This window comes from Burkholderia latens, from assembly GCF_902499045.1.
GTDB lineage: Bacteria > Pseudomonadota > Gammaproteobacteria > Burkholderiales > Burkholderiaceae > Burkholderia > Burkholderia latens.
Genome location: NZ_CABVPL010000014.1, coordinates 89,513 through 111,317, shown reverse-complemented (window position 1 = coordinate 111,317; position 21,805 = coordinate 89,513). Strand labels below are relative to the sequence as shown.

Here is a 21,805-nt window from a genome sequence, read left to right as displayed (position 1 = left end):
TGGCGAGATGTTTGGAGATCGGCAGCGGCCGATGGTGCTCGTGCTGGGGCTCGGGGAATCGGGCCTCGCGATCGCGCGGTGGTGCGCGAGGCACGGGTGCCGGCTGCGCATTGCCGATACCCGCGAGGCGCCGCCGAACCTTGCCGCGCTGCAGGCCGAAGGCATCGATGCGGAGTTCGTCGGCGGGCCGTTCACGCCCGCGCTGCTCGACGGCGGTATCGAAATCGTCGGACTGAGCCCCGGCCTGTCGCCGCTCGAGCCGGCGTTGGCGGCGCTGATCGCGGCCGCGAACGAGCGCGGCATCGCGGTGTGGGGCGAACTGGAATTCTTCGCGCAGGCGCTGCGCGCGCTCGGCGCGAGCGGCTATCAGCCGAAGGTGCTCGCGATCACCGGCACCAACGGCAAGACCACGACGACGAGCCTCACGGGCCTGCTGTGCCAGCGCGCGGGCAAGAAGGTCGCGGTCGCCGGCAACATCAGCCCGGCGATGCTCGACCGGCTCGCGAGCGCGATCGACGAGACGGCGCTGCCCGACGTGTGGGTGCTCGAACTGTCGAGCTTCCAGCTCGAGACCGCGCGCACGTTCGCGCCCGATGCGGCTGCGATTCTCAACATCACGCAGGATCACCTCGACTGGCACGGCAGCTTCGACGCATATGCGGCAGCGAAGGGCCGGATCTTCGGCGCGACGACGACGCGCGTGCTGAACCGCGACGACGCGGCGGTGATGAAGTTCGCGCCGGCCGCCGGCGCCGCCGATGCGGCGCGCACGATCACGTTCGGCCTGAACGAACCGGTGCAGGACGGCGACTACGGCCTGTCGCGCGACAACGGCATCGCGTGGCTGGTCGAAGCGGTCGACCGCGACGCGCCGGACGAAACGACGACGACCCGCCGGCGCAAGCGCGACGGCGCGCATACGCCGGACATCGCGCAAAAGCGCCTGATGCCGGCCGACGCGCTGCGCATCCGCGGGCTGCACAACGCGGCGAACGCGCTGGCTGCGTTCGCGCTTGCGCGTGCGATCGACCTGCCCGCCGCGCCGCTGCTGCACGCGCTGCGCGAATACCGCGGCGAAGCGCATCGCGTCGAAGTGATCGCGACGATCGACGACGTCGACTATGTCGACGACAGCAAGGGAACGAACGTCGGCGCGACGGTTGCCGCGCTCGACGGCCTCGCGCAGAAGATCGTGCTGATCGCGGGCGGCGACGGCAAGGGCCAGGATTTCGCGCCGCTCGTCGCGCCGGTTGCACGCTGGTGCCGAGCGGTGATGCTGATCGGCCGCGACGCGCCCGCGATTCGCGACACGCTCGCGGAAACCGGCGTGCCGCTTGCGGACCACCCGACGCTCGAAGCGGCCGTGCACGCTGCAGCCGAGCTCGCCGAACCGGGCGACGCGGTGCTGCTGTCGCCCGCGTGCGCGAGCCTCGACATGTTCAAGAATTACGCCCATCGCGCGGAGGTGTTCCGCGCGGCGGTGGATGAAGTCGCCATCGACAAAGGAGCGACGCCATGAGCTGGTCCGATCGCCTCGTCTCCCGTTTCAACGACCGGCGCGACACCGGCGGTAATGCCGCGGGCGGCCGCGTCGCGTCGGCCACGCGCGCCGCGACCGGCGGCCTGGCGAGCGTCGTCAACGGCGTGCGGCCGAGCCGCTCGCGGATGCTCGACTTCGACTACTCGCTGCTGTGGGTCGCGATCGCGCTGCTCGGGCTCGGCGTCGTGATGGTGTATTCGGCGTCGATCGCGATGCCCGATTCGCCGAAATACGCGTCGTATCACGACTACGCGTTCCTGATGCGTCACTGCGTGTCGCTCGTCGTCGCGTTCGTCGCGGCGGTAATCGCGTTCCGCGTGCCGGTGTCGACGTGGGACAAGTACGCGCCGCATCTGTTCCTGATCGCGCTCGTCGGTCTCGTGATCGTGCTGATTCCGCACGTCGGCAAGGGCGTGAATGGTGCACGCCGCTGGATTCCGCTCGGCATCACGAACATGCAGCCGTCGGAAATCATGAAGCTCGCGGTGACGATCTACGCGGCGAACTACACGGTGCGCAAGCAGGAGTACATGCAGAGCTTCGCGAAGGGCTTCCTGCCGATGGCGTTCGCGGTCGGCCTCGTCGGCGCGCTGTTGCTGCTCGAGCCGGACATGGGCGCGTTCATGGTGGTCGCCGCGATCGCGATGGGCGTGCTGTTCCTCGGCGGCGTGAACGGCAAGCTGTTCGGCGGCCTGGTCGCGACGGCGGTCGGCACGTTCACGATGCTCGTGTGGCTGTCGCCGTGGCGCCGCGAGCGGATCTTCGCGTATCTCGATCCATGGGACGAACGCTACGCGCAGGGCAAGGCATACCAGCTCACGCACTCGCTGATCGCGTTCGGCCGCGGCGAGTGGTTCGGCGTCGGCCTCGGCGGCAGCGTCGAGAAGCTGAACTACCTGCCCGAAGCGCATACCGACTTCATTCTCGCGGTGATCGGCGAGGAACTCGGCTTCGTCGGCGTGCTGGTCGTGATCCTGCTGTTCTACTGGATCGTGCGCCGCGCGTTCGAGATCGGCCGCCAAGCGCTCGCGCTCGACCGCACGTTCGCGGGCCTGATGGCGAAGGGCATCGGCATCTGGTTCGGCGCGCAGACCTTCATCAACATGGGCGTGAACCTCGGCCTGCTGCCGACCAAGGGGCTGACGTTGCCGCTCGTGAGCTACGGCGGATCGGGCATCCTGCTGAACTGCGTCGCGCTCGCGGTGCTGCTGCGGGTGGACTACGAGAACCGGGTGCTGATGCGCGGAGGGAAAGTATGACCGCGTCGCGACGCACGCTGATGGTGATGGCAGGCGGCACCGGGGGCCACGTGTTCCCGGGGCTCGCGGTCGCGCACCGGATGGAAGCGGCGGGCTGGCGCGTCGTGTGGCTCGGCAATCCGGCCGGAATGGAAGCGACGCTCGTGCCGAAGCACGGCATTCCGATGGAGTACGTGCGCTTCGGCGGGCTGCGCGGCAAGGGCCTGAAGACCAAGCTGACGCTGCCGTTCAACCTGCTGCGCGCGTGCTGGCAAAGCCTCGGCGCGCTGCGCCGCGTGCGGCCGGACGTCGTGCTCGGAATGGGCGGCTACATCACGTTCCCGGCGGGCGTGATGACCGCGCTGTCGGGCCGGCCGCTCGTGCTGCACGAACAGAATTCGATCGCCGGGCTCGCGAACAAGGTGCTCGCGAAATTCGCGAAGCGGGTGCTCGTCGCGTTCCCCGGCGCGCTGCCGCACGCGGAATGGACCGGCAACCCGATTCGCGCGGAACTTGCGCGCACGGAAGCGCCCAAAGCACGCTATGCATCGCGCAGCGGCCCGCTGAACGTGCTGGTGGTCGGCGGCAGCCTCGGCGCCGCGGCGCTGAACGAAGTCGTGCCGCGCGCGCTGGCGCTGCTCGCGCCGGGCGAGCGTCCGCGCGTCGTGCATCAGGCCGGCGCGAAGCACATCGATGCGCTGAAGGCGAACTACGAAGCGGCCGGTTTCACGGGCGGCGACGACGTGCGGCTCGTGCCGTTCATCGACGACATGGCAAGCGCGTATGCAGCGGCGGATCTGGTGATCTGCCGCTCCGGCGCGATGACGGTGTCGGAGATCGCGGCGGTAGGCGTCGCGGCGCTGTTCGTGCCGTTCCCGTACGCGGTCGACGATCACCAGACGACCAACGCCGCGTTCCTCGCCGATGCGGGCGCGGCGGTGCTGGTGCAACAACGCGACCTGTCGGCGGAACTGCTCGCCGACTGGCTGCGCGGCCAGTCGCGGGCGTCGCTCGCGGACATGGCGGAGCGTTCGCGCTCATTGGCGAAGCCCGAGGCCACCGACGAAGTCGCGCGCATCTGCGCGACGGTAGCCGGCGCGAACCTGGAAATACTGCAATGAAACACATCGTCAAACACATTCATTTCGTCGGGATCGGCGGCGCGGGCATGAGCGGCATCGCCGAAGTGCTCGTCAACCTCGGCTACGAGGTCAGCGGCTCGGACCTGGCGCGCAACGCGGTGACCGACCGTCTGCAGGCGCTCGGCGCGCGGATCGCGATCGGCCACGACGCGGCGAACATCGAAGGCGCGAACGCGGTCGTCGTGTCGACGGCCGTGCGTTCGGACAACCCGGAAGTGCTGGCCGCGCGCCATCGGCGCGTGCCGATCGTGCAGCGCGCGGTGATGCTCGCGGAGCTGATGCGCCTGAAGCAGGGGATCGCGATCGCCGGCACGCACGGCAAGACCACGACGACGAGCCTCGTCGCGAGCGTGCTCGCGGCCGGCGGCCTGGATCCGACGTTCGTGATCGGCGGCCGCCTGATCAGCGCCGGCGCGAACGCGCGGCTCGGCACGGGCGACTTCATCGTCGCCGAGGCCGACGAGTCGGACGCGTCGTTCCTGAACCTGTATCCGGTGATCGAAGTCATCACGAACATCGACGCCGATCACATGGACACCTACGGCCACGATTTCGCGCGGCTCAAGCAGGCGTTCATCGAATTCACGCAGCGGCTGCCGTTCTACGGCAGCGCGGTCGTGTGCGTCGACGATCCGAACGTGCGGCAGATCATCCCGTTCATCTCGAAGCCGGTCGTGCGCTACGGGCTGTCGCCGGACGCGCAGGTGCGTGCGGAGGACATCGACGCGCGCGACGGCCGCATGCAGTTCACGGTGATCCGCGAAGGGCGGCCGCCGCTCGCGGTCGTGCTGAACCTGCCGGGCCTGCACAACGTGCAGAACGCGCTCGCGGCGATCGCGATCGCGACCGATCTCGGCGTGTCGGACGACGCGATCCAGCTCGCGCTGGCGGAATTCAACGGCGTCGGCCGGCGCTTCCAGCGCTACGGCGAAGTGCCGACCGCGGACGGCGGCCAGTACACACTGATCGACGACTACGGCCACCACCCGGTCGAGATGGCCGCGACGATCGCGGCCGCGCGCGGCGCGTTCCCGGGCCGCCGCCTGGTGCTGGCGTTCCAGCCGCACCGCTACACGCGCACGCGCGACTGCTTCGACGACTTCGTCAACGTGCTGTCGACGGTCGACGCGCTGGTGCTGACGGAAGTCTACGCGGCCGGCGAGGCGGCGATCGCGACGGCCAACGGCGACGCGCTGTCGCGTGCGCTGCGCGCGGTGGGGAAGGTCGACCCGGTGTTCGTCGCGACGGTCGACGACGTGCCGGACGCATTGGCGAAAGTCGCGCAGAACGGCGACGTGGTGATCACGATGGGCGCGGGTTCGATCGGCGGCGTGCCGGCGAAGATCGTGCAGAACACGCAACAGAAGGGATGACATGAGCGGGATCGATCCGAAACGTTTCGGCAAGGTGGCGGTGTTGTTCGGCGGCGAGTCCGCCGAGCGCGAGGTGTCGCTCACCTCGGGCCGCCTCGTGCTGCAGGGCCTGCGCGACGCAGGCGTCGACGCGCATCCGTTCGACCCGGCCGAGCGGCCGCTGTCGGCGCTGAAGGACGAAGGCTTCGTGCGCGCGTTCAACGCGCTGCACGGCGGCTACGGCGAGAACGGCCAGATCCAGGGCGCGCTCGACTTCTACGGAATCCGCTACACGGGCAGCGGCGTGCTGGGCTCGGCACTGGGGCTCGACAAGTTCCGCACGAAGCTCGTGTGGCAGCAGACGGGCGTGCCGACGCCGCCGTTCGAAACGGTGATGCGCGGCGACGACTACGCGGCGCGTGCGACGGACATCGTCGCGAAGCTCGGTCTGCCGTTGTTCGTGAAGCCGGCGAGCGAAGGCTCGAGCGTCGCGGTGCTGAAGGTGAAGACGGCCGACGCGTTGCCCGCCGCACTGTCGGAAGCGGCGACGCACGACAAGATCGTGATCGTCGAGAAGAGCATCGAAGGCGGCGGCGAATACACCGCGTGCATCGCCGGCGACCTCGACCTGCCGCTGATCAAGATCGTGCCGGCCGGCGAGTTCTACGACTACCACGCGAAGTACGTCGCCGACGATACGCAGTACCTGATTCCGTGCGGGCTGCCCGCCGAACAGGAAGCGGAACTGAAGCGCATCGCGCGCCGCGCGTTCGACGTGCTCGGCTGCACCGACTGGGGCCGCGCGGACTTCATGCTCGACGCCGCCGGCAATGCGTATTTCCTGGAAGTGAACACGGCCCCCGGGATGACCGATCACTCGCTGCCGCCGAAGGCCGCGCGCTCGATCGGCATCAGCTATTCGGAGCTGGTCGTGAAGGTGCTGTCGCTTACGCTCAACGACTGACGCAGGAACGGAACGACGTATGTGGAACAACGTTCGCCAACTCAACCTTGCCGCCAGCGCGCTGTACGCGCTGCTGCTGCTCGTGTTGGCGGCGGCCGGCTGCTACTGGCTGATCCAGCGTCCGACGTTCGCGCTGCGCGAAATCCGGATCGACGGCGACACCGAGCACATCAACACGCCGACGGTGCGCGCGGGCGTGGTCGGGCGGCTGAAAGGCAATTTCTTCACGGTAGACCTCGACGCGGCGCGCGCCGCGTTCGAGCAGATGCCGTGGGTGCGTCACGCGAGCGTGCGCCGGGTATGGCCGAATGCGCTGGCTGTCACGCTCGAGGAGTACAAACCGCTCGGGACCTGGGGCAGCGCGCAGCTCGTGAGCGTCGACGGCGAGCTGTTCACCGCGAACCAGGGCGAACTGGATCAGGAACTGCCCGCGTTCGACGGCCCGGAAGGCAGTGCGAAGGAAGTCGTCACGCGGTATCGCGACTTCACGAACTGGTTTGCGCCGCTGAAGGCGGCGCCGGAAGAAGTGACGCTGTCGGCGCGCTACGCGTGGACGGTGAAGCTGTCGAACGGCATGCAGATCGAGCTCGGCAAGGAACGCACGAGCGAGACCCTGCATGACCGGAGCCAGCGCCTCGTCGCCGCATGGCCGGCCGTCACGCAGCGTTGGGGCAACGACATCGAGTACGCGGACCTGCGTTATCCGAACGGATTCGCGATTCGTGCGGCAAGCATGCGGTTCCTGACCGATACCGACAAGCGCAAGAAGTAACGAGAGATCACACGCAAGAGCACTTTATGAGCAAAGACTACAAGGATCTGCTGGTTTCCCTCGACATCGGCACGTCGAAGGTGGTGGCCATTGTCGCCGAGCTGAAGGGCGAAGGCCATTACGAGGTGATCGGCCTCGGCCAGAGCGAATCGAAAGGTCTGAAGAAGGGCGTGGTGGTCAACATCGAGGCCACCGTGCAGTCGATCCAGCGCGCGCTCGAGGAAGCCGAGCTGATGGCCGACTGCAAGATCACCAACGTGTTCACGGGGATCGCGGGCAGCCACATCCGCAGCTTCAATTCGAGCGGGATGGTCGCGATCAAGGACAAGGAAGTCACGCAGACGGACGTCGCGCGCGTGATCGAGACCGCGAAGGCGATCAACATCCCGACCGACCAGCAGGTGCTGCACATCCTCACGCAGGAATTCATCATCGACGGCCAGGAAGACGTGCGCGAGCCGATCGGGATGAGCGGCATCCGCCTGGAAGTGAAGGTGCACATCGTGACGGGCGCAGTCAGCGCCGCGCAGAACATCGTCAAGTGCGTGCGCCGCTGCGGGCTCGAAGTGAACGACCTGATCCTGCAGCCGCTCGCGTCGTCGCTGGCGGTGCTGACGGAGGACGAGAAGGATCTCGGCGTCGTGCTGGTCGACATCGGCGGCGGCACGACCGACATCGCGATCTTCGCCGAAGGCGCGATCCGCCATACCGCGGTGATTCCGATCGCCGGCGACCAGATCACGAGCGACATCGCGATGGCGCTGCGCACGCCGACGCCGGACGCGGAAGACATCAAGGTCGGCTACGGGATCGCGAAACAGGCGCTCGCCGATCCGGACGAGATGGTCGAAGTGCCGGGCCTCGGCGAACGCGGTCCGCGCACGCTGTCGCGCCAGGCGCTCGCGGCGGTGATCGAGCCGCGCGTCGAGGAGCTGTTCTCGCTCGTGCAGCAGGTCGTGCGCGAGTCGGGTTACGAAGAACTGCTGAGCTCCGGCGTGGTCATTACCGGCGGCGCATCGATGATGCCGGGCATGGTCGAGCTCGGCGAAGACATTTTCCTGAAACCGGTGCGCATCGGCGCGCCGGAATACGCAGGCGGCCTCGCCGACGTGGTGCGCAATCCGCGCTACTCGACGGCGATGGGCCTGCTCGTCGAAGGGAGCGCTCAGCGCATGCGCGGCCGCAAGGTCGCCGTGCAGTCCGGCAACGCGGGGCAGATCTTCTCGCGGATGAAGGAATGGTTCCTGAGCAATTTCTGATCGGCGAACCGAATCGAAATTCGCGCTGGTGCCGGCGGCTGGCGCGCGACAGGGGGTTGCCCGATCTCCTGCCGAATAACGGCCGAGTAGTTCTATTTTCTTGACGGAGGCAACAATGGAATTCGAAATGCTGGAAACCGAAACCAACGGCACCATCATCAAGGTGGTCGGCGTTGGCGGCGCTGGCGGCAATGCCGTTCAGCACATGATCAACCGTGGCGTGCAGGGCGTCGATTTCATCGTGATGAACACCGACGCGCAGGCGCTGTCGCGTGCGCGCGCACCGTCCGTGATCCAGCTCGGCAACACGGGCCTCGGCGCCGGCGCGAAGCCGGAAATGGGCAAGGCGGCGGCGGAAGAGGCGCGCGAGCGCATCGCCGATGCGCTGCGCGGCGCGCACATGGTGTTCATCACGGCCGGCATGGGCGGCGGCACGGGCACGGGCGCGGCGCCGGTGGTCGCGCAGATCGCGAAGGAAATGGGCATTCTGACCGTCGGCGTCGTCAGCAAGCCGTTCGAGTTCGAAGGCGGCAAGCGCATGCGCGTCGCGGAAGCAGGCTCGCAGCAACTGGAGGATCACGTCGACTCGCTGATCGTCGTCCTGAACGACAAGCTGTTCGACGTGATGGGCGATGACGCCGAGATGGACAAGTGCTTCCAGTGCGCGGACGACGTGTTGAACAACGCGGTCGCGGGCATCGCCGAAATCATCAACGTCGACGGCCTCGTGAACGTCGACTTCGAAGACGTGAAGACGGTGATGGGCGAGCAGGGCAAGGCGATGATGGGCACGGCGACGGTCGCCGGCGTCGATCGCGCGCGCCTCGCGGCCGAACAGGCCGTCGCGAGCCCGCTGCTCGAAGGCGTCGATCTGTCGGGCGCGCGCGGCGTGCTGGTCAACATCACGTCGAGCCGTTCGCTGCGTCTGTCGGAAACGCGCGAAGTGATGAACACGATCAAGAGCTACGCGGCGGAAGACGCGACGGTGATCTTCGGTGCGGTGTACGACGACGCGATGGGCGATGCACTGCGCGTGACGGTTGTGGCGACGGGCCTGGGCCGTGCGGCGAAGAAGCAGCAATCGGCTCCGATGACGCTGCTGCGCACGGGTACCGACAACCAGCCGGTCAGCGCGGTCTCGCACGGCTATGCACAGCCGCAGCACGTCGGCACGGCCGACTACGGCGCGCTCGATACGCCGGCGGTGTGGCGCAACTCGCGCGAAACCGCGGCATCGCACGTGCAGGCGCTGCAGGAGAAGGGTGTCGACACGTACGACATTCCGGCTTTCCTGCGCAAGCAGGCTGACTGACGACGCACACAGGCGAAGCCGCGGCACGGTTGCCGCGGTAACGCCGGCGTGACGGATGCCACGGACCACGACAGGCCGCGTCGAATGCGACGCCGGGCCGGGAGACGTGCCCTCTTCGCATGAGCGGAGCGGGATGGGACGTGCTGTCCGCAACACGCTGAAAACCGTATCGCTATGAGGGACCAGCCATGATTCAAGTGGGCGACGCGCTGCCCGACGCGCAACTGTTCGAATTCATCGACGACGCGCGCGCAGGCTGCACGCTGGGGCCGAACGCCTTCAGCGTGCGCGACCAGGTTGCGGGAAAGCGGGTGGTGATCTTCGGATTGCCGGGCGCTTTCACGCCGACCTGTTCGGCGCAGCATGTGCCGGGCTATGTCGAGCATGCCGAGCAACTGCGCTCGGCGGGCATCGACGAGATCTGGTGCGTGTCCGTCAACGACGCATTCGTGATGGGCGCATGGGGACGTGATCTGCACACCGCGGGCAAGGTGCGCATGATGGCGGACGGCAGCGCTGCTTTCACTCATGCGCTGGGGCTTACGCAGGATTTGTCCGCGCGTGGCATGGGAATCCGTTCCCTGCGCTACGCGATGGTGGTCGACGACGGTGTGGTCAAGACGCTGGCCGTCGAAGCGCCGGGCAAGTTCGAAGTGAGCGATGCGGCGAGTGTGCTCGCGACGTTGACGTCCTGATCGTGCGGTGCGCCGTTGCCCGCGGGCAACGCTGCGCACTGGCTTCGGGGCAGTTGTAACACGGGCCGATGACCGGAAACGCCTCCGTTCCGGGCATCGGCCCGTCCCGTATCGGCACGGGTAAACAGTCGAAACAGATATACGCAGTTTCGAACAGCGGCGAATAGGGAATTACGCTATAATCCGACCTATCGAATATAACTCCTGATTGAGAATACCAATCAAGTCGAAGAACACCATGCTGAAGCAGCGCACCATCAAATCGATCGTGAAGACCGTGGGCATCGGTCTCCACTCGGGCCGCAAGGTCGAACTGACGCTCCGCCCGGCCGCGCCGGGCACGGGGATCGTTTTCTCGCGCGTCGACCTGCCCACGCCCGTCGACATTCCGGCATCCGCGATGTCGATCGGCGACACGCGGCTCGCATCGGTGCTGCAGAAGGATGGCGCGCGCGTGTCGACCGTCGAGCACCTGATGTCGGCGTGCGCCGGCCTCGGCATCGACAATCTCTATGTCGACGTGACGGCCGAGGAAATCCCGATCATGGACGGCAGCGCCGCGTCCTTCGTGTTCCTGATCCAGTCCGCGGGCATCGAGGAGCAGAACGCGCCGAAGCGCTTCATCAAGGTCACGAAGCCGGTCGAAATCCGCGACGGCGACAAGTTCGCGCGTCTCGATCCGTATTTCGGCTTCAAGCTGAAGTTCACGATCGACTTCCGTCATCCGGCCGTCGACAAGACCGGCCAGGAACTCGAGGTCGACTTCGCGAATACGTCGTACGTGCGCGAGATCGCGCGTGCGCGCACGTTCGGTTTCGCGCACGAAGTCGAGATGATGCGCGAGCTGGGCCTGGCGCGCGGCGGCAGCATGGACAACGCGATCGTGCTCGACGAATACCGGATCCTGAACAACGACGGGCTGCGTTACGACGACGAATTCGTGAAGCACAAGATGCTCGACGCGATCGGCGATCTGTACGTGGTCGGCCATCCGCTGCTCGCGTCGTACACCGCGTACAAGTCCGGTCACGGGCTGAACAACGCGCTGCTGCGCGAGCTGCTCGCGCACGAGGACGCGTACGAGATCGTCACGTTCGACGATCCGCAGGCGGCGCCCGGCGGCTTCGCGTTCGACACGCAGACGGCCTTCGCGTGATCGGCGCGCCGCACGAGCGATAAAAAAGCGACCCTCGGGTCGCTTTTTTGTTGCGCGGCAAACCGTGGCCGGCAGCGCGCTCAGCGCGACGACTTCGCGCCGTGCCGGGCGGCCATCCGCGCAAGCGCGGCCTGCAGCGGCGACGGCTCGAGATGGTCGGCGAGCTCGCGCAACGCCGCAGCGCCGGCGGTCGTCATCCGGGCCTGCTTCACGTGCGGCGGCTCCGGCGCGTCCTTCGGCCGCACGCGCACGCGCAGCGTCGACACCGGCCAGCCGCGTTTCTGCAGATCGGCGAGCAGGCGCGGCTCCACCTGGCGCAGCCGGGCGGCAAGTGCGTTGTGAGCGGCAAAGAGGGTCAGCGTGCCGTCCTTGATGGAGCCCGGTTCGACATGATTCGCAAGATAGTCGGGCAGGAGCGCGGCGAGATCGCGCTGCAGCGACGCGACCTGCTCGACGCCGGCGCGCAGCGCCGCGAACGCGTCGGTGCGGGAGAGCACTTCGGACACGGGTTGCGGGCGATACGCGGGGAGCGGGCCGAAACGCTTGGAAAATCGGTTCATCGAGGCATTCTTCGGGCGCGCACGCGCGCGGACGGTGACGCCGATTGTACCCGCGCCGGCTCGCGCACGGGCGGCTTTCGGGCCGGAGCGCCGGCCGCCGGCGCCGCCGCGGCGCGCGGCGCGGGTCCGGCCGGGACACCGGCGCATGCGTCCCCGCGTGCTAAAATTCGTCGTTTGATTCCACTAATTCGCTAAGCCGCCGGGGCTCGGGCGTCGGGGCGCGCAACACGCGCCGGGCGCCGGTGCTGCGACGCAGGATCCGATCCGATGACAACCGGTTTTCTCCAGAAAATTTTTGGCAGCCGCAATCAGCGGCTCGTCAAGCAATACCAAAAGACCGTCGCGACGATCAATGCGCTCGAAACGCAGATCGAGAAGCTGACGGACGACCAGTTGCGCGGCAAGACGGACGAGTTCCGCCAGCGGATCGCGGGCGGCGAATCGCTCGACAAGCTGCTGCCCGAGGCGTTCGCGGTCTGCCGCGAAGCGAGCCGCCGCGTGCTGAAGATGCGCCACTTCGACGTGCAGCTGATCGGCGGCATGGTGCTCCATTACGGCAAGATCGCCGAAATGCGCACGGGCGAGGGCAAGACGCTCGTCGCGACGCTGCCCGTGTACCTGAACGCGCTGGCCGGCCGCGGCGTGCACGTCGTGACGGTCAACGACTACCTCGCGCAGCGCGATGCCGAATGGATGGCGCGCCTCTACAACTTCCTCGGGCTGTCGGTCGGCATCAACCTGTCCGGCATGGAGCACGACCAGAAGCAGCAGGCCTATGCGGCGGACATCACGTATGGCACGAACAACGAGTTCGGCTTCGACTACCTGCGCGACAACATGGTCTACGAGACCGATGCGCGCGTGCAGCGTGCGCTGAACTTTGCAGTCGTCGACGAAGTCGATTCGATCCTGATCGACGAGGCGCGTACGCCGCTGATCATCTCGGGCCAGGCGGAAGACCATACCGAACTCTACGTGCGGATGAACGCGCTGCCGCCGCTGCTCGAGCGCCAGATCGGCGAGGAGAAGGCCGACGGCACGGGCGTCGAGAAGCCGGGCGACTACACGCTCGACGAGAAGTCGCGCCAGGTGTTCCTGACGGAGTCGGGCCACGAGAAGGCCGAGCGGCTGCTCGCCGAGTGGGGCCTGATCGGCGACGGCGAGAGCCTGTACGCGCCGCAGAACATCACGCTGATGCACCACGTGTATGCGGCGCTGCGCGCGCACACGCTGTTCCACAAGGATCAGCACTATGTGGTGCAGAACGGCGAAGTGGTGATCGTCGACGAATTCACGGGCCGCCTGATGGCGGGCCGCCGCTGGTCCGACGGCCTGCACCAGGCGGTCGAGGCGAAGGAGCACGTGAAGATCCAGAGCGAGAACCAGACGCTCGCGTCGATCACGTTCCAGAACTACTTCCGGATGTACGCGAAGCTCGCGGGCATGACCGGCACGGCGGACACCGAAGCGTACGAATTCAACGAGATCTATGGTCTCGAGACGGTCGTGATCCCGACCAACCGTCCACCGAAGCGGATCGACAAGCAGGACCAGATCTACAAGACGGCCAAGGAGCGCTACGACGCGGTGATCCGCGACATCCGCGACTGCTACGAGCGCGGCCAGCCGGTGCTCGTCGGCACGACGTCGATCGAGAACTCGGAGCTGCTGTCGCACATGCTGAAGCAGGCCGGGCTGCCGCACGAGGTGCTGAACGCGAAGCAGCACGAGCGTGAAGCGGCGATCGTCGCCGAAGCCGGACGTCCGAAGCGCATCACGATCGCGACCAACATGGCCGGCCGCGGTACCGACATCGTGCTCGGCGGCAATGTGGAGAAGCAGGCGGCGTTCATCGAGGCCGACGACGCGATTCCGGCCGACGAGAAGGCGCGCCGCATCAAGCAGCTGCACGACGAGTGGGAAACGCTGCACGAGCAGGTGAAGGCCGCGGGCGGCCTGCACATCATCGGCACCGAGCGCCACGAATCGCGCCGGATCGACAACCAGCTGCGCGGCCGTGCGGGCCGCCAGGGCGATCCGGGCTCGTCGCGCTTCTACCTGTCGCTCGACGATCCGCTGCTGCGCATCTTCGCGGGCGACCGCGTGCGTTCGATCATGGATCGCCTGAAGATGCCGGAAGGCGAGGCGATCGAGGCCGGCATCGTCACGCGTTCGATCGAATCGGCGCAGCGCAAGGTCGAGGCGCGAAACTTCGACATCCGCAAGCAGCTGCTCGAATACGACGACGTGTCGAACGACCAGCGCAAGGTGATCTACCAGCAGCGCAACGAATTGCTCGAAGCGCACGACATCACCGAGACGATCGCCGCGATGCGCCACGGCGTGATCGCCGAAGTCGTCCGCCAGTTCGTGCCGGAAGGCAGCATCGAGGAACAATGGGACGTGCCGGAGCTGGAGGAAGCGCTGCGCAACGACTGGCAGCTCGATCTCGCGATTCAGGAAATGGTGAACGAGTCGTCGTCGATCACCGCCGAAGAGATCCTCGAAGCCGTGACGACCGCCGCCGACGAGCAGTACGAGGCGAAGGTCGCGCTGGTCGGCCGCGAATCGTTCAGCGCGTTCGAGCGCTCGGTGATGCTGCAGACGGTCGACCGCCTGTGGCGCGAGCATCTCGCCGCGCTCGACCATCTGCGCCAGGGCATCCACCTGCGCGGCTATGCACAGAAGAACCCGAAGCAGGAATACAAGCGCGAAGCGTTCGAGCTGTTCGCCGCGATGCTCGACGCGATCAAGCAGGAAGTCACGCGCATCGTGATGAACGTGCAGATCCAGTCGCCGGAGCAGCTCGAGGAAGCCGCCGAGCAGATCGAGGAGCGCGGCGGTCATCTCGAGAACGTCGAGTACCAGCATGCCGACTATGCGGAAGCCGGCGCGCCCGTCGCGAACGTCGCGGCGGCTACCGCAGCCACGGCCACAGCCGACATGGTCGGCAGCGCGATGACCCACAGCGGCCCCGGCGGCGAGATGCCTAAAGTCGGCCGCAACGACCCGTGCCCGTGCGGCAGCGGCAAGAAGTACAAGCAATGTCACGGTAAGCTGTCATGATCGGCGGCGGCGGCGCGCGTGCGCGCGCCGCGTCGTCCGTTCGCAGCTTCGAGTCAGTGATGTGAGTTGCGGCGGCCCGTTCCCGCGGCCGCCGGTTCTTCCAATCGATGCCGGCGCATGCCGGCATTTTCCATCCGGCAGGTGTGCCCCATGGCTGTCAATTTTCCGTCGATCGATCCCGCCCAACTGCATCCCGTCGCCGGCGTTACGCTCGGCTGGGCGGAAGCGAACATCCGCAAGCCGAATCGCAAGGACGTGCTGGTCATCTCCGTCGACGAAGGGGCGACGGTCGCCGGCGTATTCACCGAGAACCGCTTCTGCGCCGCGCCCGTGATCGTGTGCCGCGAACATCTGGCCAAGGTGCGCGCCGGCGGCGCGGCGATTCGCGCGCTCGTCGTGAACACAGGCAATGCGAATGCGGGCACCGGCGAGCCCGGCCTCGCGAACGCTCGTGAAACCTGCGCGGAACTCGCGCGCCTCGCGGGCCTCGACGCCGCGCAGGTGCTGCCGTTCTCGACCGGCGTGATTCTCGAGCCGCTACCGGTCGACCGCCTGAAGGCCGGGCTGCCGGCCGCGCTCGCGAACCGCAAGGCCGCGAACTGGTACGACGCCGCGCAGGCGATCATGACGACCGACACGCTGCCGAAGGCCGCGTCGCGCCAGGTGACGATCGACGGTCACACGATCACGCTGACCGGCATCAGCAAGGGCGCAGGCATGATCAAGCCGAACATGGCGACGATGCTCGGCTTCCTCGCATTCGATGCGAACGTCGCGCAGCCGGTGCTCGACACGCTCGTCAAGGAAGTGGCCGATCGCTCGTTCAACTGCATCACGATTGACGGCGACACATCGACGAACGACTCGTTCATCCTGATCGCGTCGGGCAAGAGCACGCTGCCCGCAATCGCGTCGACCGACTCGCCGGCCTATGCTGCGTTGCGCGACGCGGTCACGCAGGTCGCGCAGGAACTGTCGCAGCTGATCGTGCGCGACGGCGAAGGCGCGACGAAGTTCATGACCGTGCAGGTCGAAGGCGGCAAGAGCGTTGCCGAGTGCCGTCAGATTGCCTATGCGATCGGCCATTCGCCGCTCGTGAAGACGGCCTTCTATGCATCCGACCCCAATCTGGGCCGCATTCTCGCGGCGATCGGCTATGCGGGCGTTACCGATCTCGACGTCGGCAGGATCGACCTGTATCTCGACGACGTGCTCGTCGCGAAGGCAGGCGGCCGCAATCCGGCGTACCAGGAAGAGGACGGCCAGCGCGTGATGAAGCAGAGCGAAATCACGATCCGCGTGCTGCTCGGCCGCGGCGACGCGCAGGCCACTATCTGGACGTGCGATCTGTCGCACGATTACGTGAGCATCAACGCGGATTACCGCTCCTGATCGGGAGCGCTCGAACGACATGGACAAGCTCGAACAGTTTCTGACGCGTGCCGAAGCGCTGCTCGGCCGCCTCGAGGGGATACTGCCGCCCGCGCCGGCGGCCGTCGACTGGAACGCGGCCACGGCCTTCCGCTGGCGCAAGCGTCAGGGGCGCGGCTATCTGCAGCCGGTGCCGGCAGCGTCGTCGATCACGCTCGGCGACCTGCACAACATCGATCGCCAGAAAGGGCTGATCGAACAGAACACGCGACAGTTCGTGCAGCGCAAGCCGGCGAACAACGTGCTGCTGACGGGTGCGCGCGGCACCGGCAAGTCGTCGCTGATCAAGGCGTGCCTGAACGCATATGCGAAGGACGGCCTGCGCCTGATCGAAGTCGACAAGGACGACCTGCACGATCTCGGCGACATCGTCGAGCTGATCTCGCAGCGTCCGGAGCGATTCATCGTGTTCTGCGACGACCTGTCGTTCGAGGACGGCGAATCGGGCTACAAGGCGCTGAAGGTCGCGCTCGACGGCTCGATCGCCGCGCAGTCCGACAACGTGCTGATCTATGCGACGTCGAACCGCCGCCATCTGCTGCCCGAGTACATGAGCGACAACGAGTCGTACAAGCATCTGCCGGACGGCGAGATCCACCCCGGCGAAGTCGTCGAGGAAAAGATCTCGCTGTCGGAGCGCTTCGGTCTGTGGGTGAGCTTCTATCCGTTCAAGCAGGACGACTACCTCGACATCGTCGGGCACTGGTTGCGCCATTTCGGCTGTGCGGATACCGAGATCGAAGCGGCACGCGGCGATGCGCTCGTCTGGGCGCTCGAGCGCGGTTCGCGCTCAGGGCGCGTTGCGTGGCAGTTCGCGCGCGACTGGTCGGGCCGCAAGGAGCAGGCATGAGCGTGGATTCCGCAGCGGGCGCGGCACGTGCGCCCGACGGCCGCAAGGTGACGGAAGTCGCTGTCGGCGTGATGGTGCAGGCAGGCGGACCGGACGGCCGCTGCCGCTACCTGCTCGCGCAGCGGCTGCAGGGCAAGCCGTACGAAGGCTACTGGGAGTTCCCAGGCGGCAAGCTGGAGGCCGGCGAGAGCGTCGAGGATGCGCTGGCCCGCGAACTGCACGAGGAGTTGGGCATCGTCGTCACGGCGAGCCATCGCTGGCACACGCTCGAGCACGATTATCCGCATGCGTACGTGCGGCTCTATTTCTGCAAGGTGACGGGCTGGACGGGCGAGCCGCACAGCAAGGAAGGGCAGGCGTTCGTGTGGCAGCCGCTGCCGGTCGATGTCGCGCCGCTGTTGCCGGCCGCGCTGCCGGTGTTGGAACTGCTCGAGAAGGAAGCGGCGTCGCAATGACGCCGTGGCGGCCCGCCTGAAACGCGGGCCATATCGGCGAACGGGCGCGCTGCGCGCCGCTCAGCTGTCGCGGCGGTTGTCCGTGCCGTCTTCTTCAGACGACGGGCCTTCGTCGGCGGCGCCGCCGATCCGGTACTTTTCTGCCGCCCATGCGCCGAGATCGAGCTGCTTGCAGCGGGCCGAACAGAAGGGACGGAACTTGTTTTCGGGCGTCCAGCGCACTTGCGCGCCGCACGAAGGACATTTCACAACGGTAGTCATACGAAAGCGTCGAACCGGCACGCGGCCGTTACAGATTGCACAGTGTCAGATGGAACGGCACGTCGATGTCCACCGCGCGCGGGCGAACGTCGCCGTCCTGCATGGTGAACCGTACCCACAGCATGTACTTGTTGGCGCTCGCCTCGGGAATCACGCGCAACTCCGGCGACACCCGCACCTGCATCAACTGATAGCTGCGCCCGGACAGCATCTGCTGATAGCTGCCCTGCATCGCCATCACCTTCGAAGCCTGCCCCGATTCGCGCGCGAGCCGCAGCACGATCGCCGCGGCGTCGCGCAGCGGCAGCAGCGGCATGATCCATTTCGCGATGTCCTGACGCCGCTGTTCAGCCGGCCATTGCTGCCACGCGTAATACGACGGCAGGTCGAATTTGCACGTGCCGCCGGGAATCACCGCGCGGCTGCGGATGCTCGCGAGCCATTCGTTGTCGACCAGATGCTGGCCGGTCTTGCCCTGCATCTGCGCGAGATTCGCGAGCGTCTGCTCGATTTCGCCGAGCACGGCTTCGAGCGCATTCTGTTCGATGCCCGGATTGCCGCGAAAGGGGGCGAGCGTCTGGCGCTGACGTTCGAGCTCCTTCATCAGATCCGATTTCAGGTCCGCGCGGCCCGTGACCTCGGCGATTTCGAACAGCGTCGTCAGTGCGACGTGATGCTCACGCGGGTCCTCCTGAGCCAAAAAGAAAGCGAAGCGCTCGAACAGGTCTTCGAGGCGCAACAGCGTGCGAATTCGCTCGTTGAACGGATACTCGTAAAGAATCAAGCGCGCTCGCCTCTCGGGTAGGGATTGAAACAATGCAGGACATTCTAATGCTCACGCTCTACCCTAGCAACGCGCCAATTTCGTACACCATCACGATTGCGCGCAGCGTCACCGCGCCGCTGCCGCGAATTCGAGATAGCGTTGGTGCAGTGCATCGACCTGTGCGGCGAGCACGGCGGGCGTCGCCGCGTCGTTGACGATCACGTCGTCGGCCGCCGCGAGACGCGCTTCGCGCGTCGCTTGTCTCGCGATGATCGCCTCGACCTGTTCGCGCGTGAAGCCGTTGCGGCGCATCACGCGCGCGATCTGCGTTTCGACCGGACAGTCGACCACCAGCACGCGGTTGCTGCGGGCCTTCCAATTGCCTGACTCCACGAGCAGCGGCACGACGAACACCACGTAAGTGCCCTGCGCGTCGCGGGCTTCGCGCTCGGTCTCCGCGCGAATCAGCGGATGCGTGATCGCTTCGAGCCGGCGGCGTGCGTCGTCGTCGCTGAAAATCAGTGCGCGCATCTTCGCGCGATCGAGCGAGCCATCGGCCGCGACGAAGTCCGGTCCGAATGCGTGTTCGATCGCCGGCATCGCGAGCCCACCGGGTGCGGTGATGCGGTGCGCGATCAGGTCGGTATCGACGACCGATGCACCGCGTGCGGCGAACATGTCGGCGACGGTCGTCTTGCCGCTGCCGATGCCGCCGGTGAGTCCTATTGCGAACATGTGAACCTCCGCCGGGCCGCTGCAGGCAAGTGACGCGCGCGCCGGCGGCGCGGAGAACGGCGCGCACACGGGTCGCGCGTCACGTCAGCCGCCGAGCGCCGAATAGAAAGGGGTACCGAAAAACAGTGTCGCCACGCCGCCGGCAGCCAGGAACGGGCCGAACGGAATCGGCTCCTCGAAGCGCATGCGGCCGCGCCAGGTCGCGACGAGCCCGGCGATCGCGCCCGTCACCGCGGCGAACAGCACGACCTGCGGCAGCGCGGCCCAGCCCATCCATGCGCCGAGCGCGGCGAGCAGCTTCAGATCGCCGAAGCCGATTCCTTCGATCCCGCGCAGCCATTTGAACAGCCAGTAGACCGACCACAGGAACAGGTAGCCGGCCATCGCGCCGACCACGGCCGAGCGCAGCGACGCGAACGTGCCGCCGAGATTGAGTGCCAGGCCTGCCCACAGCAACGGCAGCGTCATCGAATCGGGCAGGTAGCCGGTCTGGATGTCGATCGCGCTCATCGCGAGCAGTGCGGCGCACAGCCCGAACGCCGCGAGTGCCGCGACGGTGGGGCCGAACGCCGCGAGCGAGGCGGCGGCGAGCAGCGCACCGGCGAGTTCGACGAGCAGATAGCGCACGCCGATCGCGTGGCCGCACTGACGGCAGCGGCCGCGCAACATCAGATAGCTGACGAGCGGGATGTTTTCCCATGCGCGCAGCACATGGCCGCAATGCGGGCACGCGCTGCGCGGGCGCCACAGATCGTAGTGCGGCGGATAGCCGTCGTCCGGTGCCGTGCTTGCGGCGCCCGTCGCTTCGGCGATTTCGGCTTGCCATGCACGCTGCATCATCACCGGGACGCGGTGCACGACGACGTTCACGAAACTGCCGACGCACAGGCCGAGCACGACGGCGAATGCATACTGCACCGCCGGCGGCAGCATCGCCAGCACGAGGAGCGTGCTGTCGGGCGAATCGAATACGGTGGTCAGGGGCGCGGGCGTCATGGGCTCGGGTTCGGGCTTTAAAGGCGACAGAATCGGTTGCGATGCTACACCACGTTGCCCAGCTGAAGGATGGGCAGATACATCGCGATCACGAGGCCGCCGACGAGCGCGCCCAGCACGACCACGATCAACGGTTCGCCGAGCGCGGCTAGCGCATCGACGCGTGCGTCGAGCTGACGCTCGCAGAGCGCGGCGATGTCGGCGAGCATCGTGTCGAGCGCGCCGGTTTCTTCGGCGACGGCGATCGGCTGCACGACGTCGTCCGGGAAGCAGCCGGCCGCATGCATCGCGTCGGCAAGACGCGCGCCCCGCAGCACGCGCGCCGCGATCTGACCGGTGGCCTGATCGAACACCGGATGACCGGCCGTGCGCTCGAGTGTTGCGAATGCATCGGCGAGCGGCACGCCTGCGCCGAGCAGCGTCGCAAGCGAGCGGCACCAGCGCGCGGTTGCGAACCGTGTGAGCGCGCTGCCGACGAACGGCAAGTTCAGCATCTGCCGCGCGACCGCGTAACGCAGCGATGGCGAGCGCCGCAGCACGTGACGTGCGGCAAGGGCGGCCAGGGCTGCAGCGGCGGCGAACGTGCCGCCCCAAGCCGATGTCGCGGAAGAGACGGCGAGCAGCGCGCGGGTCGGCGCCGGCAGCGTCGCGCCGAAGCCGTCGAAGATCTGCCGGAACGTCGGCACGACCCATACCATCAGCGCGGCCGAGATCGCCAGCGCGAACGCGATAACGGCGACCGGATACGCGAGCGCGGCACGCAGCTTGCGCCATTGCGCGTCGGCGCGTTCGCGATGCTCGGCGACGCGGGTCAGCACGGTGCCGAGCGCGCCCGACGCCTCGCCTACCTCGATCAACTGCCGATACAAGGTGCCGAACTGCGACGGATAGCGCGCGAGCGCGGCGGCGAAGCGTTGCCCGCCCACGATCTCGCGGGCGAGACCGGCCGCGATGCGCGGCAACCCGTCGCGCGTACGAGTGCGGGCGAGCATCTCCAGCGACGGCGCGAGCGGCAGCCCGGCTTGCAGCAGGCTCGCCAGCTGACGCGTGAAACGCGTGACGTCGCGTGCGCCGGCCGCCGGCGGCCGGGCCGTGCCGCGCGCGTCGAGCGCCAGCACCGCGATGCCGTCGCGTGCGAGCGCCGCACGCGCGGCGGCGGCGTCGAATGCGATCACGTTTCCGCGACATGGCGTGCCGTCGCGACGACGGCCGCGCCATGCGAAGCGGGTTTCGTGCGGCGGCAGCGGCATCGTCG

20 protein-coding genes are annotated in these 21,805 nt (G+C 67.3%); 14 read left to right on the top strand and 6 right to left on the bottom strand.

All coding sequences use genetic code 11. The features are described 5' to 3' along the window. Positions 1–7: 7 nt before the first annotated feature. The 10 genes from murD (at position 8) to lpxC (ending at position 11,430) form a co-directional block, all read left to right on the top strand. Positions 8–1,519, top strand: coding sequence for a UDP-N-acetylmuramoyl-L-alanine--D-glutamate ligase (murD, locus tag BSE24067_RS12915; protein ID WP_151068187.1), 1,512 nt, complete (start codon positions 8–10; stop codon positions 1,517–1,519). Next, entirely contained in the window at positions 1,516–2,799 is a 1,284-nt protein-coding gene (ftsW, locus tag BSE24067_RS12910) for a putative lipid II flippase FtsW (RefSeq protein WP_151068186.1), read from the top strand. Before murD ends, ftsW begins: the two co-directional genes overlap by 4 nt. Beyond that, positions 2,796–3,899 (top strand): undecaprenyldiphospho-muramoylpentapeptide beta-N-acetylglucosaminyltransferase, encoded by a 1,104-nt coding sequence (gene murG, locus BSE24067_RS12905; protein WP_151068185.1) that lies wholly within the window; start codon positions 2,796–2,798, stop codon positions 3,897–3,899. Before ftsW ends, murG begins: the two co-directional genes overlap by 4 nt. Continuing rightward, positions 3,896–5,293 (top strand): UDP-N-acetylmuramate--L-alanine ligase, encoded by a 1,398-nt coding sequence (gene murC, locus BSE24067_RS12900; protein ID WP_151068184.1) that lies wholly within the window; start codon positions 3,896–3,898, stop codon positions 5,291–5,293. The genes murG and murC overlap by 4 nt, the downstream gene beginning before the upstream one ends. A 1-nt stretch (position 5,294) precedes the next feature. After that, the gene (locus tag BSE24067_RS12895; protein ID WP_040143319.1) at positions 5,295–6,236 is read left to right on the top strand and encodes a D-alanine--D-alanine ligase; all 942 of its coding nucleotides are present in this window, start codon (positions 5,295–5,297) and stop codon (positions 6,234–6,236) included. Positions 6,237–6,255: 19 nt separating this feature from the next. Continuing rightward, positions 6,256–7,008, top strand: coding sequence for a cell division protein FtsQ/DivIB (locus BSE24067_RS12890; protein WP_151068183.1), 753 nt, complete (start codon positions 6,256–6,258; stop codon positions 7,006–7,008). 26 nt (positions 7,009–7,034) lie between these two features. Next, the gene (ftsA, locus tag BSE24067_RS12885; protein WP_006752447.1) at positions 7,035–8,267 is read left to right on the top strand and encodes a cell division protein FtsA; all 1,233 of its coding nucleotides are present in this window, start codon (positions 7,035–7,037) and stop codon (positions 8,265–8,267) included. 115 nt (positions 8,268–8,382) lie between these two features. Beyond that, entirely contained in the window at positions 8,383–9,579 is a 1,197-nt protein-coding gene (gene ftsZ, locus BSE24067_RS12880) for a cell division protein FtsZ (RefSeq protein WP_151068182.1), read from the top strand. A gap of 188 nt (positions 9,580–9,767) precedes the next feature. Continuing rightward, entirely contained in the window at positions 9,768–10,274 is a 507-nt protein-coding gene (locus BSE24067_RS12875) for a peroxiredoxin (RefSeq protein WP_151068181.1), read from the top strand. Between the two features lie 238 nt (positions 10,275–10,512). After that, entirely contained in the window at positions 10,513–11,430 is a 918-nt protein-coding gene (gene lpxC, locus BSE24067_RS12870; protein ID WP_151068180.1) for a UDP-3-O-acyl-N-acetylglucosamine deacetylase, read from the top strand. An 80-nt stretch (positions 11,431–11,510) separates the two neighbouring features. Here the strand turns inward: lpxC and BSE24067_RS12865 are convergent, their stop codons facing one another. After that, positions 11,511–11,990 (bottom strand): DciA family protein, encoded by a 480-nt coding sequence (locus BSE24067_RS12865; protein ID WP_151068179.1) that lies wholly within the window; start codon positions 11,988–11,990, stop codon positions 11,511–11,513. Between the two features lie 267 nt (positions 11,991–12,257). On the opposite strand from BSE24067_RS12865, the gene secA reads away from it, so the two are divergent. The 4 genes from secA (at position 12,258) to BSE24067_RS12845 (ending at position 17,792) form a co-directional block, all read left to right on the top strand. Next, positions 12,258–15,056 (top strand): preprotein translocase subunit SecA, encoded by a 2,799-nt coding sequence (gene secA, locus BSE24067_RS12860; RefSeq protein WP_151068502.1) that lies wholly within the window; start codon positions 12,258–12,260, stop codon positions 15,054–15,056. A gap of 150 nt (positions 15,057–15,206) precedes the next feature. Next, positions 15,207–16,448 carry a bifunctional glutamate N-acetyltransferase/amino-acid acetyltransferase ArgJ gene (argJ, locus tag BSE24067_RS12855; protein ID WP_151068504.1) on the top strand — a complete coding sequence of 414 codons (1,242 nt, stop codon included), beginning with the start codon at positions 15,207–15,209 and terminating at the stop codon, positions 16,446–16,448. A gap of 19 nt (positions 16,449–16,467) precedes the next feature. Continuing rightward, the gene (locus BSE24067_RS12850) at positions 16,468–17,337 is read left to right on the top strand and encodes an ATP-binding protein (RefSeq protein WP_151068505.1); all 870 of its coding nucleotides are present in this window, start codon (positions 16,468–16,470) and stop codon (positions 17,335–17,337) included. Then, positions 17,334–17,792 carry an NUDIX domain-containing protein gene (locus BSE24067_RS12845; RefSeq protein ID WP_151068506.1) on the top strand — a complete coding sequence of 153 codons (459 nt, stop codon included), beginning with the start codon at positions 17,334–17,336 and terminating at the stop codon, positions 17,790–17,792. Before BSE24067_RS12850 ends, BSE24067_RS12845 begins: the two co-directional genes overlap by 4 nt. Before the next feature lie 60 nt (positions 17,793–17,852). Here the strand turns inward: BSE24067_RS12845 and BSE24067_RS12840 are convergent, their stop codons facing one another. The 5 genes from BSE24067_RS12840 to BSE24067_RS12820 form a co-directional block, all read right to left on the bottom strand. Next, a complete protein-coding gene (locus BSE24067_RS12840) occupies positions 17,853–18,053 on the bottom strand; it encodes a DNA gyrase inhibitor YacG (RefSeq protein ID WP_151068507.1) in 201 nt (66 codons plus the stop codon). Positions 18,054–18,081: 28 nt separating this feature from the next. Next, the gene (gene zapD / locus BSE24067_RS12835) at positions 18,082–18,837 is read right to left on the bottom strand and encodes a cell division protein ZapD (protein ID WP_121858534.1); all 756 of its coding nucleotides are present in this window, start codon (positions 18,835–18,837) and stop codon (positions 18,082–18,084) included. A gap of 108 nt (positions 18,838–18,945) precedes the next feature. Next, positions 18,946–19,554 (bottom strand): dephospho-CoA kinase, encoded by a 609-nt coding sequence (gene coaE / locus BSE24067_RS12830; RefSeq protein WP_151068508.1) that lies wholly within the window; start codon positions 19,552–19,554, stop codon positions 18,946–18,948. A gap of 84 nt (positions 19,555–19,638) precedes the next feature. Beyond that, entirely contained in the window at positions 19,639–20,550 is a 912-nt protein-coding gene (locus BSE24067_RS12825) for a prepilin peptidase (RefSeq protein ID WP_151068509.1), read from the bottom strand. A gap of 44 nt (positions 20,551–20,594) precedes the next feature. Next, the gene (locus BSE24067_RS12820) at positions 20,595–21,800 is read right to left on the bottom strand and encodes a type II secretion system F family protein (protein WP_174904775.1); all 1,206 of its coding nucleotides are present in this window, start codon (positions 21,798–21,800) and stop codon (positions 20,595–20,597) included. Positions 21,801–21,805 lie beyond the last annotated feature (5 nt).

What these genes read in the sequence shown, in the direction of transcription:
- ftsA (WP_006752447.1), top strand. Translation starts at nt 7,035, where the DNA reads ATGAGCAAAGACTACAAGGATCTGCTGGTTTCCCTCGACATCGGCACG.
- secA (WP_151068502.1), top strand. Translation starts at nt 12,258, where the DNA reads ATGACAACCGGTTTTCTCCAGAAAATTTTTGGCAGCCGCAATCAGCGG.
- BSE24067_RS12890 (WP_151068183.1), top strand. Translation starts at nt 6,256, where the DNA reads ATGTGGAACAACGTTCGCCAACTCAACCTTGCCGCCAGCGCGCTGTAC.
- coaE (WP_151068508.1), bottom strand. Translation starts at nt 19,554, where the DNA reads ATGTTCGCAATAGGACTCACCGGCGGCATCGGCAGCGGCAAGACGACC.
- murC (WP_151068184.1), top strand. Translation starts at nt 3,896, where the DNA reads ATGAAACACATCGTCAAACACATTCATTTCGTCGGGATCGGCGGCGCG.
- BSE24067_RS12875 (WP_151068181.1), top strand. Translation starts at nt 9,768, where the DNA reads ATGATTCAAGTGGGCGACGCGCTGCCCGACGCGCAACTGTTCGAATTC.
- ftsZ (WP_151068182.1), top strand. Translation starts at nt 8,383, where the DNA reads ATGGAATTCGAAATGCTGGAAACCGAAACCAACGGCACCATCATCAAG.
- argJ (WP_151068504.1), top strand. Translation starts at nt 15,207, where the DNA reads ATGGCTGTCAATTTTCCGTCGATCGATCCCGCCCAACTGCATCCCGTC.
- BSE24067_RS12895 (WP_040143319.1), top strand. Translation starts at nt 5,295, where the DNA reads ATGAGCGGGATCGATCCGAAACGTTTCGGCAAGGTGGCGGTGTTGTTC.
- BSE24067_RS12850 (WP_151068505.1), top strand. Translation starts at nt 16,468, where the DNA reads ATGGACAAGCTCGAACAGTTTCTGACGCGTGCCGAAGCGCTGCTCGGC.
- lpxC (WP_151068180.1), top strand. Translation starts at nt 10,513, where the DNA reads ATGCTGAAGCAGCGCACCATCAAATCGATCGTGAAGACCGTGGGCATC.
- BSE24067_RS12840 (WP_151068507.1), bottom strand. Translation starts at nt 18,053, where the DNA reads ATGACTACCGTTGTGAAATGTCCTTCGTGCGGCGCGCAAGTGCGCTGG.
- BSE24067_RS12820 (WP_174904775.1), bottom strand. Translation starts at nt 21,800, where the DNA reads ATGCCGCTGCCGCCGCACGAAACCCGCTTCGCATGGCGCGGCCGTCGT.
- BSE24067_RS12845 (WP_151068506.1), top strand. Translation starts at nt 17,334, where the DNA reads ATGAGCGTGGATTCCGCAGCGGGCGCGGCACGTGCGCCCGACGGCCGC.
- ftsW (WP_151068186.1), top strand. Translation starts at nt 1,516, where the DNA reads ATGAGCTGGTCCGATCGCCTCGTCTCCCGTTTCAACGACCGGCGCGAC.
- BSE24067_RS12825 (WP_151068509.1), bottom strand. Translation starts at nt 20,550, where the DNA reads ATGACGCCCGCGCCCCTGACCACCGTATTCGATTCGCCCGACAGCACG.
- BSE24067_RS12865 (WP_151068179.1), bottom strand. Translation starts at nt 11,990, where the DNA reads ATGAACCGATTTTCCAAGCGTTTCGGCCCGCTCCCCGCGTATCGCCCG.
- murD (WP_151068187.1), top strand. Translation starts at nt 8, where the DNA reads ATGTTTGGAGATCGGCAGCGGCCGATGGTGCTCGTGCTGGGGCTCGGG.
- murG (WP_151068185.1), top strand. Translation starts at nt 2,796, where the DNA reads ATGACCGCGTCGCGACGCACGCTGATGGTGATGGCAGGCGGCACCGGG.